The sequence below is a fragment of the Azospirillum griseum genome (assembly GCF_003966125.1).
In the GTDB taxonomy this organism is placed as follows: Bacteria; Pseudomonadota; Alphaproteobacteria; order Azospirillales; family Azospirillaceae; genus Azospirillum; species Azospirillum griseum.
Genome location: NZ_RXMA01000008.1, coordinates 82,025 through 96,172, shown reverse-complemented (window position 1 = coordinate 96,172; position 14,148 = coordinate 82,025). Strand labels below are relative to the sequence as shown.

Genomic DNA, 14,148 nt, shown 5'->3' with positions numbered 1-14,148 from the left:
GATCGCAAAAACAAACGCATCCCGGAGGATCCCACCATGGGACAGAGCCTGTTTTTCATGCCGTCCATCAATCTGATGGGTGCTGGTTGCCTTGCCACGGCCGTCGACATGATCGTCGGCTACGGTCACAAAAAGGCGTTGATCGTCACCGACGGGCCGCTGGCCCGGATGGGTGTGGCCAAGACGCTGGCCGACGCGCTGGCGGCCAAGGCCATCGAGTCCGTGGTGTTCGACGGCGTCCAACCCAACCCGACCATCGGGAACGTCGAGGCCGGTTTGGAGCTGCTGCGCCAGAACGGGTGCGACTGCGTGATCTCGCTCGGCGGCGGATCGCCGCACGATTGCGCCAAGGGCATCGCCCTGTGCGCGGCCAACGGCGGCGGCATCGCCGATTACGAGGGCATCGACCGCTCGGCCAAGCCGCAATTGCCGCTGATCGCGGTCAACACCACCGCTGGAACCGCCAGCGAAATGACCCGCTTCTGCATCATCACCGACGAACGCCGCCACGTGAAGATGGCCATCGTCGACCGCCACGTCACCCCGGTGATCTCGGTCAACGATCCGTCGATGATGCTGGCCAAGCCGCCCGGCCTGACCGCCGCCACCGGCATGGACGCGTTGACCCACGCGGTCGAGGCCTATGTCTCCACCGCCGCCACCCCGATCACCGACGCCTGCGCCCTGAAAGCGGTGTCGTTGATCGCCGCCAATCTGCCGACCGCCGTGGCGGAAGGGCAGAATTTGCACGCACGCGAACAGATGGCCTACGCCCAATTCCTGGCGGGCATGGCCTTCAACAACGCCTCGCTTGGCTATGTCCACGCCATGGTGCACCAGCTTGGCGGCTTCTATGACCTGCCGCACGGCGTGTGCAACGCGGTGCTGCTGCCGCACGTCCAGCGCTACAACAGCACGGTCGTGGCCGCGCGGCTGAAGGACGTTGCCGCCGCCATGGGCCTGAACGTGAGCGAACACAGCGCGGAAGAGGGGGCCGCCGCCTGCATCGCGGGCATCCGCGCCCTGTCGGCCCAGATCGGCATCCCCGTCGGTCTGGCCGGTCTGGGCGTGAAGGAGGCCGACATTCCGACCCTGGCCACCAACGCCCTGCGCGACGCCTGCGGCCTGACCAACCCGCGTCAAGCCACCCAGGCGGAGATCGAGGACATCTTCCGCGCGGCGCTGTAACGAAAAGCCAACGGACGCGCGCGGCCCGGAACACCGCGCGCGTCCGCCTCATTCACCCCAGCTTGGCCTTAAAGAATTCCAGGCTGCGGGTCCAGGCCAGATCGGCGGCGTCCTTGTTGTAACGCTCAGCCGAGGTGTCGTTGTGGAAGGCGTGGTTCACGCCGTCATACATGTGGATCTGGTGGGCCACCCCGGCCTTGGCCAGCGCCTCGCCATAGGCCGGAACCGTCGCGTTGATGCGCTGGTCAAGACCGGCGTAATGCAGGAGCAGCGCCGCCTTGATGCCGCCGACCGCCGCCGGATCGGGCGTCGGCCCGTAAAAAGCGACACCGGCCTTCAGATCGGACGACGCGATCGCCAACCGGTTGACCATGCCCCCGCCCCAGCAGAATCCAACCACCCCGACTTTGCCGGTTCCGTTGGCGTGCGCGCCGAGAAACCCGACCGTCGCCACCAGATGGGCCACCGTCTTGGCCGCATCCAGTTGGCCGATCATGTCGCGCGCCTTGTCGGGATCGGACGGCGTGCCGCCCAGCGGCGACAGCAGATCGGGGGCGAGCGCCAGGAATCCGGCGGCGGCCAGACGGCGGGCCACATCCTCGACATAGGCGTTCAGGCCACGGTTTTCGTGGATGACGATGACCGCCGGGGCCTTGTCCGCCGCCTTGGGCCGGGCGAGATAGCCCGCGATGTCGCCGCCGGCACCCGGATAGCTGATCTTGGCGGCGGTGATGCGCGCGTCGTCCGCCGCGACCATGGCGGCGTTGGCGTAATTCGGTTCGATGCTGGCGAGGATGGCCGGGATGGCGGCGGCCCCGCCGACCAGGGCGGTCAACCGTTCCAGGAACACCCGGCGCGGCAACGGCGCGTGGGTGTATTCGTCGTACAGATCGATGATGCGCTGGTCCATGGCGGTGACGCCCCTCCCCGGTGATGGTTGGGGTCAAGAGTGGTGGCCGCGCCGTGGTCTGGCAATGGCTGGAAAGCAACAATTCGCCCCAGCCGCGACTTTTCTTCAGCGCCCCGCCCCGCGCATCACACCGGAGCGTGCTCCACCAGCAGGCCGTCGCGCATCTCCAGAATCCGGTCCATCCGCCGCGCCAACTCCATGTTGTGGGTGGCGACCAGCGCGCCGACGCGGGCCTGCCGCACGATGGCGCTCAGCATCGCGAAGACCGCCTCGGCGGTGTGGGGGTCGAGGTTGCCGGTCGGCTCGTCGGCCACCAGCAGCGACGGCGCGTTGGCCAGCGCGCGCGCGATGGCGACGCGCTGCTGTTCACCGCCCGACAGGCGCGCCGGACGGTGGCTGCCCCGCGCGTCCAGCCCGACCATGCGCAGCAGGTCGTCGGCGCGCTGCCGCGCCACCCGCTTGGCCACGCCCGCGATCATCTGCGGTAGCACGATGTTTTCCTGCGCGGTGAACTCCGGCAGCAGATGGTGGAACTGGTAGACGAAGCCGATGGAGCGGCGGCGGATCGCCGTGCGCGTGGCGTCGTCGGCGTCGGACACATCCGCGCCCGCGACGCGGACAACGCCCGCCGTCGGGCGTTCCAGCAGACCGGCGATTTGCAGCAAGGTGGATTTGCCCGCCCCGGACGGGCCGACCAACGCCACCAATTCGCCCGCGCGCACCGTCAGATCGGCCCCGCGCAGCACCTCCAGCACCGCCCCGCCCTGTTCGAAGCGGCGGACGATTCCCGTCATCTCCAGCATGGCGTCACTCATAGCGCAGGGCCTCCACCGGATCGAGGCGCGCCGCCCGCCAGGAGGGGTAAATCGTCGCGGCGAAGGACAGGCCCAGCGCCATCACCGTCACCTGCACCACCTCGCTCCAATCGATCTTGGCGGGCAGTTGCGACAGGAAATAAATCTCAGCGGCGAACAGGTTGGTTCCGGTCAAGCCCTGGATCGCCTGCCGGATGGTTTCGATGTTGGTGGCGAAGGACACGCCCAGCGCCAGCCCCAGCAGCGTGCCCGTCACCCCGACGCTGGCCCCGGCCAGAAAGAAAATCCGCATCACCATGCCCCGCGTCGCCCCCATGGTGCGCAGAATCGCGATGTCGCGCCCCTTGTCCTTCACCAGCATGATCAGGCTGGAGATGATGTTGAAGGCCGCGACCATGATGATGAGCGACAGAATCAGGAACATGACGTTCCGTTCGACCTGAAGGGCGTTGAAAAAGCTGGAATTGGACTGCTGCCAATCCACCACCCGGCCAACCCCGGCCACCACCGACTGCACGGCCGCCCGCGCCGCCCAAATCTGCACGGGGTCCTGAACGAAGATTTCCAGCGACGTCACCGCATCCCCGGTGCGGAAAAAGGCCTGCGCCTCCTCCAACGGCAGGAACACGAAGCTGTTGTCGTATTCGAACATGCCGACATCGAAGATCGCCCCGATGGGGTAGCTTCGCAAACGCGGCACGGTGCCAAAGGCGGTGACGTTGCCTTGCGGCGCGATCAGGGTGATGGAATCGCCCACCGACAGCCCCAGCCGTTGCGCCATGCGCGCGCCGATGGCGACGCGATCCTCGCCGAACTCCTGGGCGGAGCCGCGCACCACCCCGTTCGCCAAGGTCGGGCGGGCCTGGAAATCCTCCGCCCGCACCCCGCGTACCACCGCGCCGGACGCGATGCCGCGCGCCGACACCAGCGCCTGCCCTTCCACCGTCGGCGTCACGTTGACGATGCCCGGGGTGTTGCGCAGTTGGCCGGTCAGCCGGTCAAAATCCGGCAGCGGCCCGCCGCGCAGGTTGTAGACGTTCAGATGCCCGTTCAGCCCCAGCACCCGGCCCAGCAGTTCCGCCCGGAAGCCGTTCATCACCGCCATCACGATGATGAGGGTGGCCACCCCCAGCGCGATGCCGAGCAGCGAAAACCCCGCGATGACCGAAATGAACCCTTCCTGGCGTCGCGCCCGGAGGTAGCGCATGGCGACCATGCGTTCGAATGCGTTGAAGATCATGCAGAAAATCCGGCGGCCTGCGGGCAGGAAAAAGGCGGTGAGGCTCTCACCTCACCGCCGGGAAGATAGGGCAGCTTGCCGCCTTGCGCAAAGCCTCCCTTCCATTGTCACACCGGCTCAGGCGATTTCCATCACCTCGGCAAAGGAGTAGGCGGCGAACACGCCATTTGCATACGCAACCGCGTTGATCCGCAACTGGACGGTCGCGGCCCCGGCGCTGGTATCAACGATGGCGTGGCTGATCGGTTGATCCGACCAGTTCGTGGGGTTCGTGGGAGGAATGTTCTGGGACCCACTGCCAATGTACTGCCCCGTCCCAGCGTTGAACCACGCCGTTTGAGCGGATCCGCTGCTGGACGAGTAGCTGAACGACTGGGTGGCGAAGAGGCGAAAGATCCGCCCCTTTGGCAAGGTGATGGTGTAGTTGGAAAGACTGAGTGTGCCACCCGATACCGTGTTGAAGCGAATTGGATTGTTCACCCCCAGACCAACCGTCTGGTCGGCCGACAGGCGAAACACCCCCCATTGGCGGGGAAGCGGTTGGGCAACCGCGCGCAGTCCCATATCACTCACCTTCACCGGTGGTGACATCCAGCACCGTGCCACCACTGACGCCGATTCCGGTCAGGTATCCGTTGGCCTGACGATCAAAAATCTCCACCGTCCGCGCCAGAATGGTCAGCGTGTTCACCGTGGTCGAACTGAACGACTGCGTGAATTTGATCTGTGCATCCGATGGGCCAAGGTTGGCGATGCGGATGTTGCGCCCGACACTGGGCAGCGCGTAGGTCCCTGCACTCGCCGCCGAAAAGCTCAAACGCTGGCTCTGAATGGGAGAAAAAGCGAAGGCCATGGCACGGTCTCTCTTCCGGTTTGGTTGATGGGACGCCTCGACGCGCACGAATATTTCCGTCATGGCGCATCAAATGTTCCCAATCGCAGTGTGCCGGACAACGCCTATGCTGTCAAAAGATAATAGGAAATTATGCCTTTCTTATGATAATATTGCTGCTACCGATACGGGAAAAACCAAAAAGCGGATTATACTGCGCAGACCCGATGGAATGTTGATCCGCCGCAGCCGCGACTCAGAAAAAAAGCGCCGGGTTGCCCCGGCGCTTGATCTCCACATCCCGTGATAAGGGTAGGCGTCAGGCGGTCAGCTTGGCCAAAGCGGCTTCAACCGACAGCTCTTCCTTTTCGCCGGTGGCGCGGCGCTTCAGTTCGACCACGCCGGATTTCAGGCCGCGCGGCCCGACCACCAACTGCCAGGGCAGACCGATCAGATCCATGTCGGCGAACTTCGCCCCCGGACGCTCGTCGCGGTCGTCATAAGCGACGTCCAGACCGGCGGCCTGGAGCTTGCCGTAGAGATCGAGACAGACACGGTCGGTTTCGGCGTCGCCAACCTTCAGATTGATGAGGCCGACGTTGAAGGGGGCCACCGAATCCGGCCAGATGATGCCGTTGTCGTCGTGGCTGGCCTCGATGATCGCGCCCATCAGGCGCGAGACGCCGATGCCGTAGGACCCCATTTCGACCGGGATCGATTCGCCGTTCGGACCGGCGACCACCGCGTTCATCGGCTTGGAGTATTTGGTGCCGAAGTTGAAGATGTGCCCCACCTCGATGCCGCGCGCCGACACCAGATCGGATTCGGCCACCGGGCAGGTCGCGGCGTCGTGCTTCTCGTCGGTCGCGGCGTAGATGGCCGTCACCTGATCGAAGAAGGGTTGCAGATCGTCCTCGACGTTCGGCGCGTCCTTCAGAACGTCCAGTTCCATCCAATCCTTGTGGCAGAAGACGCCGCTTTCACCGGTTTCCGCCAGGATGATGAATTCGTGGCTCAGGTCGCCGCCGATGGGGCCGGTGTCGGCGCGCATCGGGATCGCCTTCAGGCCCAAACGCGCGTAGGTGCGCAGATAGGCCAGGAACATCTTCTGATAGGACCGGCGGGCGCTGTCGGCGTCGATGTCGAAGGAATAGGCGTCCTTCATCAGGAACTCACGACCGCGCATCACGCCGAAACGCGGGCGGATCTCGTCACGGAACTTCCACTGGATGTGGTAGAGGTTCAGCGGCAACTGACGGTAGCTCTTGACGAAGCTGCGGAAGATGTCGGTGATCATCTCCTCGTTCGTCGGGCCGAACAGCATCTCGCGCTCATGACGGTCGGTGATGCGCAGCATCTCCTTGCCATAATCGTCGTAGCGGCCGCTTTCGCGCCACAGATCGGCCGACTGGATGGTCGGCATCAGCAATTCCTGCGCGCCCGCCGCGTTCTGCTCCTCGCGGACGATCTGTTCGATCTTCTTCAGCACCCGGTGGCCCAGCGGCAGCCAGGCGTAAATCCCAGCGCTGGTCTGGCGGATCATCCCGGCCCGCAGCATCAGGCGGTGCGAGACGATTTGCGCCTCCGTCGGGGTCTCCTTGAGGGTCGGCAGGAAGAAGCTGGACAGCCGCATGGCTCGGATCTCGTGTGCAAAAGGTGTCGGAGTCGCGCGGGCCATCGGGTCCGCAACGCGGGTCGGGATCGGACTTTAGGTAGGACGCCCCCGCTTGTCCACCGCGCCCTTAATCGCGCGGAACGGATCGGGCATCGTATGGATCAGCGCCCCCGGCACAGCGCGATCAATTCGGCCTCGGACGTGCCTCCCAGCGGTTGGCCGTTCAGCAGCAGACGACCGCCGTCCAGCGTCATCCGACCGATCACCGTGTCGGTGGGCAAGCCACCACCCGGCAACCTCACCCCCATGCGCCGGGCCAGATCAATCGTGAGGGGGATGTCGATGGGGGGTGTTGCCATCGTTCCGGCCGACCCCGGCAAATCAGCAGGGGCAACCGGTCGCCCCTTCACATCGACCCCTGGCTTGTACGCCACGTCGGGCGCGGGTTGATGGCGGGCCAGAGCGCGGCAAAGCGTCGGGTCAACAACCGGCTTTCCCGTTTGGGCCTGCGCCGCCGCGTTCAAGCCAACCAGCGCCGCAATCATCAGCCAAAACCCTGACCGCATCATCCCCGCTCTCCGCTCGTCTGATCACCGGCACGTGTGATCGCAGGTTACAGAGTGTGCGTCTGCTGCACCACCACCGGATTCGACATGCTTTTCCAATAGACGGTGAGATAGGGCATGCCCTTTTCCGCCTCTTCCTGGGTGCGGGCGGACTGGCGGATGTATTTGCCAATGAAGGGCTTGTTGACATGCTCCAGATCGACCGCCGCCTTGAGCACCAGAAACTCCCCGATCTTGTCCGGCAGGTTGTAATGCCATTTCTGCAAGCATTCGGAGGTGACGCCGGGCTTGGCCTGTTCCTTCTCAGACAGATAAAATTCCTGGTGATGGTATTGGGTGATTTCCTTCCAGGCCTGCACCAACCGCCCCGGTTTGACGCGTGGCATGCCTTTGAGGATGCGGACATCCTCATGAAACAGCGGTAGGAAACCACGACGCTCCGCCAATTCGGTCAGCATGGTGTGCAGACCCGCCATCACATCGCCCGCCCCCTCCTCGCCCGCCGGACGTTGTTCGGGTTTTGGTGCGGATTTCCGACCGAACAGGGAGCTGAAAAAGCCCTTTTTCTCTTTTTGACCCGCGTTGCTGGTGTCTGTGCTGACCTTGCGCTCGTCCCACAGCGAATCCCACGCGAAATCCCATGCGGTGAAAATGGCGTTGGAACGGTCATCCAAAACGGTCAGCAGATACTCGCGCCCTTCGCGTTTCCAATCCACATCGCCCACAATCGCGCGGACCGGACGGCGGCTGAGCACCACCGGAAGAATTCCAACCCGGACAAGATCCCCATAAAATTCAACAAAAGATGGCGTTTGCACGAACGGCAATTTGGAGCACGGCTGTTGCTCGGGCGCGAGCAGCTCCATGCTTTTCTTGGTTCGCTCCAACAGTTCGGTGGCCAGAACCGCCGAAAACTGTTCGAAGCGTTCGTTTTCATTCCCCGCCATCCGCGCCCCGACCGATTGACCTTCCGCTTCACCGCGTGGTTTCTGGGCACACGACCACGCCGAGCGCACCTGATTGATGTGGCTATCGAAGCAACATTACCAAGTAAACCGTTAACGCTTTCTGCAACGCAAACGGAAAGATTCCGTCGAGACCGGCACCTCTCCACCAGCACAGAAAAAGGCCGCGCAGCGGGTGCGGCGCGGCCACAAAAGTTTAGGGAGGAATCGCCACCAGGCGTCGGACAAGAGGAAACATCGCTATCCCCTCCAATCACGAGTCAAACTCTGCGCCGGTCGGGAATGCCTGACAAGTCGAAAAAATAGGCAATCAGTGCCTACGCCTAATTTTCTTGCAATTTTGCCTTGGTTTTGTGCGATTGATGGAAAAACAGACCAGAAGAGCCTGAATTTTGATCACATCACCACACGGCTCCTGAACGACAAAGGCCGTGGGAGAATCCACGGCCTTTGTCGATCCGCGCCCGGCGCGGCGTGACTCCGAAACACGCGACCAGCGTCACATGTCCTTGATCATGTCCCGGAACGAAATCAGCCCCGACCGGTCGATGGCGAAGATCACCAGCCAGATGACCAGCGCGAGGATCGATGTCGCGATCACCTTTCGCCCCATGCGCGGCTCCACCGGGGCGCTGGACGCCATGCCCGGCTCAGGATGGTCCGGCGCTCGCACACCCCACGGCAACACCGCGAAGAGCGCCACCCACCACACGACGATGTAGACGAAAATCCCGGACACCCATCCGTCCATCGCGCCGCCCTTTCCGTGCGATCAAGCCTCAGGCCTGCTCCAATTCAACCAGAGTGCCACAAAAATCCTTGGGATGCAGGAACAGAACCGGCTTGTCGTGCGCGCCGATCTTTGGCTCGCCATCGCCCAGCACGCGGGCACCCTGCGCCTTCAACCGATCCCGCGCGGCCAGAATGTCATCCACCTCGTAGCAAATATGGTGCATGCCGCCCGCCGGATTCTTGTCCAGAAACGGCGCGATGGGGGAAGCGTCGCCAAAGGGGTGAAGCAGTTCGATCTTGGTGTTCGGCAAGGTCACAAACACCACCGTCACGCCGTGGGCCGCCAGATCAACCGGAGCGGACACCGTCGCCCCCAGTGTGTCGCGGTACAGGGCCGTCGCCGCGCTCAGATCAGGAACGACAATGGCCACGTGGTTCAAACGTCCAATCATGCTGTCCTCTCTGGCTCTCCTGGCGGGTGGGCGGTGGTTGCTCCACCGCCCTTATCCAGTCGTCCTTATACACGGATCAAATGGACATCCGTGACCGGCTTCTTGCCATGAGACGCATTGAAGCAGCGCCGGACGGCGATCCGCGCCGCCTCCTTCACTTGCGCGTCGTCCACGCGCGCGGTTTTGGACAAGGCACCGACCGCCTCGCGCACCGCGTCCACCACATCAAGCAGCATGTCGCGGTCCGCCACCTCGTCGATCAGCCCCATGACCGACACCTGCGGGGCCGTCACCAGCTCGCCGCGTGCGGTCATCACCAGCGTGACGACCGACGCCCCATTGTTGACCATGCGGTTGCGCGTCCGCATCAGGCCATTGTCCAAGGAAATCAGCCGCTTGCCATCCAGCGCCATCCGCCCGGACCGGACATGGGCCACGACCTCCGGCGGTGCATCCGCCGCCAGACGGATGATCTCGCCGTTGCTCGGCACGATCTGTTCGGGAATCTGGCACTCCTGGGCCAAGGCAGCGTGCGCCTGCTGGTGGCGCTGCTCGCCATGAACCGGCACGGCGATGCGTGGGCGGACCCACTGGAACATCCGCACCAACTCATCCCGCGCCGGATGGCCGGACACATGGATCGTTTCCTCATCCGCCGTCACCAGCTCGATCCCCTGGGCGATCAACTGATTCTGCATCCGCCCGATCGCCCGTTCGTTGCCGGGGATCTCGCGGGAGGAAAACACCACCACATCGCCGCGCGACAGGGTGATTTGCGGGTGATCGTTGCCAGCGATCCGTGCCAAGGCCGAACGCGGTTCACCCTGGCTGCCAGTGCAGATCAGCACCAGCTTTTCGCGCGGCAGATAGCCCGCGTCGTGCTCCGACAGAAATTTCGGCACATCCGCCAGATAACCGTTCGCCCGCGCGGCGTCGTTGATGCGCCACAGCGACCGCCCGACCAACGCGACATGGCGGTCGTGCGCCGCCGCCGCCGTGGCGATGCTTTGCAAGCGCGCGACGTTGGTGGCAAAGCAGCTCACCGCGATGCGGACGTTGGGGTAGCGACCCAAGAGATCGGTCAGGCTGCTGCGCACGGTCGCTTCCGACCCGGTCCAGCCGGGAACCAGCGCGTTGGTGCTGTCGCCCACCAGGGCGAGCACCCCCTCGTCGCCGATTTCGCGCAACCGCTTCTCATCGGCCACCGCGCCAATCAGCGGGTTGGGATCCAGCTTCCAATCCCCGGTGTGCACCACCGTCCCCGCCGCCGTGCGGATGGCGAGCGCGTTCGGTTCCGGGATCGAATGGGTCATCGTGACGTATTCGACGGAGAACGGTCCGGCCTCCAGCGAGCCGCCCAGCGGAACCTCATGGATCGGCACCACCCCCGACAGGCCGCGCTCGTGCAGCTTGGCCCGCAGCACCGACGCGGTGAAGGGCGTGCAATAGACCGGACAGCGCAACTCCGGCCACAGATATTGGATGGCACCGAGGTGATCCTCGTGCGCGTGCGTCACCACCAGCCCAACCAGATCGTCGCGGCGTTCCACGATGAAGCTGGGATCGGGCATGATGACGTCCAGACCCGGCATGGTGTCGTCGGCAAAGGAGATGCCGAGATCGACCATCAACCATTTGCCACGATGGCCATACAGGTTGAGGTTCATCCCGATTTCCCCGGAGCCGCCAAGCGCCAGGAAATAGAGGGCGTCATCCTCCATCGCGAAAGGATCCGCCGGATGAGACGATGCGGCGGCGTCGGCTTGGGAGGATTGGGTCATTTGCTCGTGTTGCGCTTGTGGATCAGGAGAAGACCGCGCAGCGTCAGTTCGCTGTCGGTGTGTTCAATGACGTTGGTCGCCTTGGCGAACAGCACGGCCAACCCACCGGTGCCCACCACCGTCATCGGTTCGCCATACTCAGCCCGGATGCGCGATACCAGCCCTTCGATGAGGCCGACATAGCCCCAGAAGATGCCGGATTGCATGCAGGCGACCGTGTTCTTGCCGATGACTTCGGCGGGGGGCTGGATTTCCACGCGCGGCAGCTTCGACGCCGCCATCTGCAAGGCTTCCAGCGACAAGTTCAGACCGGGCGCAATCACCCCGCCCCGGTAATTGCCATCGGCGTCCACCACATCGAAGGTGGTGGCCGTGCCAAAATCAATCACGATCAGGGGCGTCTTGTAGGTCGCCGCCGCCGCAACGGTGTTGACCAGCCGATCGGCCCCGACCTCCTCCGGCCGGTCCACCAGAGCGCGGGTCCCCAGATCGACGCCCGGCTGGCCGACGATCACCGGTTCGCAGCCGAAATGATCCTTGCACAAACGCTTGAGGTTGAAGGTGGCCCCCGGCACGACGCTGGCGATCACGGCCCCGTGGATATCCACCGGCTTCAGATTCTTCAACGCCATCAAATGGGTGAGCCAGACCATATACTCGTCGGACGTGCGCTTGGGGTCGGTCGCGGTGCGCCAAATGCCGCGCTGGCGGTCGCCGTCATAGATGGCGAACACCACATTCGTGTTTCCGGCGTCGATGGCGAGCAGCATGGTCTACATCCGTCTCAGACTGCGGGCGGTTGCGTAAAGAACACATCACCGGCGGTGATGCGCTGGCGCGGACCGCCGTCATCGGGATCAAGCAACAGAACGCCGTCGCTGTCCAGATCCACAAACACACCGGAGATTGTGCGATCGGCCAGCCGCACCAGGATTGGGCCGCCCAAGCCACGCGCGCGCTCCAGCCACGCCGCGCGCACGGGGGCGAAACCGCAATCCAACCACCGATGGTACCACTGAGCCAGACGGTCGGCGTATATCTCCAGCAGGGCCAACGGCGTCATCGCGGGCGCGCCTTCGGCCAGCAGCGAGGTTGCCGCGTAGTCGGTGGTTTCCGGGAAATGGCGCAGATTGATGCCCACCCCCAGAACCAACCAATCCACCGCGCCATCGGTGCCCTGTTCAGACTCCAACAGGATACCGGACAGCTTGCGCCCATGGATCAGCACATCGTTCGGCCATTTGCAGCGCACGCCCGATGGATCGGGCAACACCGTTTCCGCCGTCTCCGCAATCGCCAAGGCCGCGACAAAGGACACCAGCGCGGCTTCCGCCGGGGCACGCTGGGGCCGCAACACAAGCGAACTGTACAGGTTGCCTTCCGGCGAGGTCCAGGCCCGCCCCCGGCGGCCACGCCCGCTGTCCTGGCGGCGCGCCCAGACCATCGTCCCCTCGCCCGCCCCTGAACGCGCCAAAGCCTTCGCCTCGTCGTTGGTGCTGCCAACCGAGTCGAAGGCCTTGATGCGAAAGCCGGGAGGCAGCCGCAAGCGGGCCACCTCCCCTTCGTGAGCACCACCCATCATGCGGGCTGCATCATCCGGCGAACAGAGCCGCCGCCGCCGCCGCCGCGCCGTTCATGATCGGGGCCGGGGCCACGAAGAACAGCAAGGTGAACAGGCTGGTGACAACCAGGATGCCAGTCATGCCATCGTCGTCGATCTTGTCGACCACAACGGTCGGCTCGTCGAAATACATGATCTTGACGATGCGCAGGTAATAGAACGCGCCCACCACGCTGGTCAGCACGCCGATCACCGCCAGGGCGTAATCCTGCACCGCGATGGCGGCGAGGAAGACATAGAGCTTGCCGAAGAAACCGGCCATCGGCGGGATGCCCGCCATGGAGAACATGAAGATCGCCATGGTGGCCGCCAGCAGCGGGTTGGTCTTCGACAGACCGGCGAAATCCTTGATCTCCTCCAGCATCACGCCCTTGGCCTTCATCGACAGCAGAACGGCGAAGGCACCGATGTTCATGGCGATGTAGAGCGCCATGTAGATCAGAACGCCGCGCACACCGTCCTGCGTGCCCGCCGCCAGACCGACCAGCGCATAGCCGACGTGACCGATCGAGCTGTAGGCCATCATGCGCTTGATGCTGGTCTGCATGATCGCGGCAAAGGAGCCGATGACCATGGAGAGCACCGAAGCGGCAACCAACACCTGATGCCATTGGGCCGACAGATGGCCGAACGGCTCGACCAGCACGCGGGTCAGCAGCGCAATCGCGGCCACCTTCGGCGCGGCGGCGAAGAAGGCCGTCACCGGGGTCGGCGCGCCTTCATAGACGTCCGGCGTCCACATGTGGAACGGAGCCGCCGACACCTTGAAGGCCAGACCGGCCAGCACGAAGACGAGGCCGATCACCAGACCGGGCGAGACATGCGCACCACCGGCGAACAGCGCCGCGATCTTGTCGAAGGACGTGGTCCCGGCGAAGCCATACACCAGCGACGCGCCGTAGAGCAGCATGCCCGACGACAGCGCGCCCAGAACGAAATACTTCAGACCGGCTTCCGACGACTTGGCGCTGTCGCGGCGGAAGGCCGCGATGACGTACAGCGCCAGGCTCTGCGTCTCCAGGCCGACATAGAGCGAGATGAGATCGTTGGCCGAAATCATCATCAGCATGCCGAGCGTGGCGAACAGCATGAGGATCGGATACTCGAAGCGGGCCATCTGCTCCCGCTCGTTGAAGCCGAGCGAGAGGATGACGGACAGCGCCGCCGCGACCAGAACCAGGACCTTCATGAAGACGCCGAAGGCGTCCATCACGAACATCCCGTTGAAGGTGACAACCCGCCCCGTGCCATAGCCCATCGCCAGAATGGCGGCGAGCAGCATGGCGACGACGGCGAAGTAGGACACGGGACGGGTGAAGCCGTCCCCACGGAACACGCCGATCAACAGCAGAGCCATCCCCGCACCAGCGAGGAAGATCTCCGGCAGGGCCGGCCAGATGTCGGGAAACACTGCGGTCATGTCGAAGAACC

Annotated in this window: 15 protein-coding genes; 1 reads left to right on the top strand and 14 read right to left on the bottom strand. The window is 64.2% G+C overall.

The window, feature by feature from the left end:
* The first annotated feature begins 36 nt into the window (after positions 1-36).
* Complete coding sequence (gene yiaY / locus EJ903_RS10800; RefSeq protein ID WP_126614996.1) at positions 37-1,188, top strand: L-threonine dehydrogenase; 1,152 nt, start codon at positions 37-39, stop codon at positions 1,186-1,188.
* A 52-nt stretch (positions 1,189-1,240) separates the two neighbouring features.
* On the opposite strand, the gene EJ903_RS10795 is transcribed toward yiaY, so the two are convergent.
* The 14 genes from EJ903_RS10795 to nuoN form a co-directional block, all read right to left on the bottom strand.
* Entirely contained in the window at positions 1,241-2,098 is an 858-nt protein-coding gene (locus EJ903_RS10795; RefSeq protein WP_126614994.1) for a dienelactone hydrolase family protein, read from the bottom strand.
* Between the two features lie 125 nt (positions 2,099-2,223).
* Positions 2,224-2,913: an ABC transporter ATP-binding protein gene (locus EJ903_RS10790; RefSeq protein ID WP_126614992.1), complete on the bottom strand. Its 690-nt coding sequence runs from the start codon at positions 2,911-2,913 to the stop codon at positions 2,224-2,226.
* Positions 2,906-4,153, bottom strand: a complete 1,248-nt coding sequence (locus EJ903_RS10785; protein WP_126614990.1) for a lipoprotein-releasing ABC transporter permease subunit — start codon at positions 4,151-4,153, stop codon at positions 2,906-2,908. The genes EJ903_RS10790 and EJ903_RS10785 overlap by 8 nt, the downstream gene beginning before the upstream one ends.
* A 117-nt stretch (positions 4,154-4,270) precedes the next feature.
* Entirely contained in the window at positions 4,271-4,717 is a 447-nt protein-coding gene (locus tag EJ903_RS10780; RefSeq protein ID WP_210211424.1) for a hypothetical protein, read from the bottom strand.
* Position 4,718: 1 nt separating this feature from the next.
* Entirely contained in the window at positions 4,719-5,006 is a 288-nt protein-coding gene (locus EJ903_RS10775; protein ID WP_126614986.1) for a hypothetical protein, read from the bottom strand.
* A 298-nt stretch (positions 5,007-5,304) separates the two neighbouring features.
* The gene (proS, locus tag EJ903_RS10770) at positions 5,305-6,618 is read right to left on the bottom strand and encodes a proline--tRNA ligase (RefSeq protein ID WP_126614984.1); all 1,314 of its coding nucleotides are present in this window, start codon (positions 6,616-6,618) and stop codon (positions 5,305-5,307) included.
* Positions 6,619-6,761: 143 nt separating this feature from the next.
* Positions 6,762-7,145 (bottom strand): hypothetical protein, encoded by a 384-nt coding sequence (locus EJ903_RS10765; protein WP_246015443.1) that lies wholly within the window; start codon positions 7,143-7,145, stop codon positions 6,762-6,764.
* A 68-nt stretch (positions 7,146-7,213) separates the two neighbouring features.
* Positions 7,214-7,924 carry a hypothetical protein gene (locus EJ903_RS10760; RefSeq protein WP_246015441.1) on the bottom strand — a complete coding sequence of 237 codons (711 nt, stop codon included), beginning with the start codon at positions 7,922-7,924 and terminating at the stop codon, positions 7,214-7,216.
* 706 nt (positions 7,925-8,630) lie between these two features.
* Complete coding sequence (locus tag EJ903_RS10755; protein WP_126614978.1) at positions 8,631-8,882, bottom strand: DUF1467 family protein; 252 nt, start codon at positions 8,880-8,882, stop codon at positions 8,631-8,633.
* Between the two features lie 28 nt (positions 8,883-8,910).
* Complete coding sequence (gene mce, locus EJ903_RS10750) at positions 8,911-9,315, bottom strand: methylmalonyl-CoA epimerase (RefSeq protein ID WP_126614976.1); 405 nt, start codon at positions 9,313-9,315, stop codon at positions 8,911-8,913.
* Between the two features lie 65 nt (positions 9,316-9,380).
* On the bottom strand, positions 9,381-11,036 hold the full coding sequence (locus EJ903_RS10745) for a ribonuclease J (RefSeq protein ID WP_246015439.1): 1,656 nt from the start codon (positions 11,034-11,036) through the stop codon (positions 9,381-9,383).
* A 56-nt stretch (positions 11,037-11,092) separates the two neighbouring features.
* A complete protein-coding gene (locus tag EJ903_RS10740) occupies positions 11,093-11,866 on the bottom strand; it encodes a type III pantothenate kinase (RefSeq protein ID WP_126614972.1) in 774 nt (257 codons plus the stop codon).
* Between the two features lie 14 nt (positions 11,867-11,880).
* Positions 11,881-12,678 carry a biotin--[acetyl-CoA-carboxylase] ligase gene (locus tag EJ903_RS10735; RefSeq protein WP_377007728.1) on the bottom strand — a complete coding sequence of 266 codons (798 nt, stop codon included), beginning with the start codon at positions 12,676-12,678 and terminating at the stop codon, positions 11,881-11,883.
* Positions 12,679-12,688: 10 nt separating this feature from the next.
* Complete coding sequence (gene nuoN, locus EJ903_RS10730) at positions 12,689-14,137, bottom strand: NADH-quinone oxidoreductase subunit NuoN (RefSeq protein WP_126614970.1); 1,449 nt, start codon at positions 14,135-14,137, stop codon at positions 12,689-12,691.
* Between the last annotated feature and the right edge of the window lie 11 nt (positions 14,138-14,148).

Coding starts and splice junctions, on each gene's coding strand:
- proS (WP_126614984.1), bottom strand. CDS start 6,618: ATGCGGCTGTCCAGCTTCTTCCTGCCGACCCTCAAGGAGACCCCGACG.
- EJ903_RS10745 (WP_246015439.1), bottom strand. CDS start 11,036: ATGGAGGATGACGCCCTCTATTTCCTGGCGCTTGGCGGCTCCGGGGAA.
- EJ903_RS10735 (WP_377007728.1), bottom strand. CDS start 12,678: ATGATGGGTGGTGCTCACGAAGGGGAGGTGGCCCGCTTGCGGCTGCCT.
- EJ903_RS10785 (WP_126614990.1), bottom strand. CDS start 4,153: ATGATCTTCAACGCATTCGAACGCATGGTCGCCATGCGCTACCTCCGG.
- yiaY (WP_126614996.1), top strand. CDS start 37: ATGGGACAGAGCCTGTTTTTCATGCCGTCCATCAATCTGATGGGTGCT.
- EJ903_RS10795 (WP_126614994.1), bottom strand. CDS start 2,098: ATGGACCAGCGCATCATCGATCTGTACGACGAATACACCCACGCGCCG.
- EJ903_RS10775 (WP_126614986.1), bottom strand. CDS start 5,006: ATGGCCTTCGCTTTTTCTCCCATTCAGAGCCAGCGTTTGAGCTTTTCG.
- EJ903_RS10740 (WP_126614972.1), bottom strand. CDS start 11,866: ATGCTGCTCGCCATCGACGCCGGAAACACGAATGTGGTGTTCGCCATC.
- EJ903_RS10765 (WP_246015443.1), bottom strand. CDS start 7,145: ATGATTGCGGCGCTGGTTGGCTTGAACGCGGCGGCGCAGGCCCAAACG.
- mce (WP_126614976.1), bottom strand. CDS start 9,315: ATGATTGGACGTTTGAACCACGTGGCCATTGTCGTTCCTGATCTGAGC.
- EJ903_RS10790 (WP_126614992.1), bottom strand. CDS start 2,913: ATGAGTGACGCCATGCTGGAGATGACGGGAATCGTCCGCCGCTTCGAA.
- EJ903_RS10755 (WP_126614978.1), bottom strand. CDS start 8,882: ATGGACGGATGGGTGTCCGGGATTTTCGTCTACATCGTCGTGTGGTGG.
- nuoN (WP_126614970.1), bottom strand. CDS start 14,137: ATGACCGCAGTGTTTCCCGACATCTGGCCGGCCCTGCCGGAGATCTTC.
- EJ903_RS10780 (WP_210211424.1), bottom strand. CDS start 4,717: ATGGGACTGCGCGCGGTTGCCCAACCGCTTCCCCGCCAATGGGGGGTG.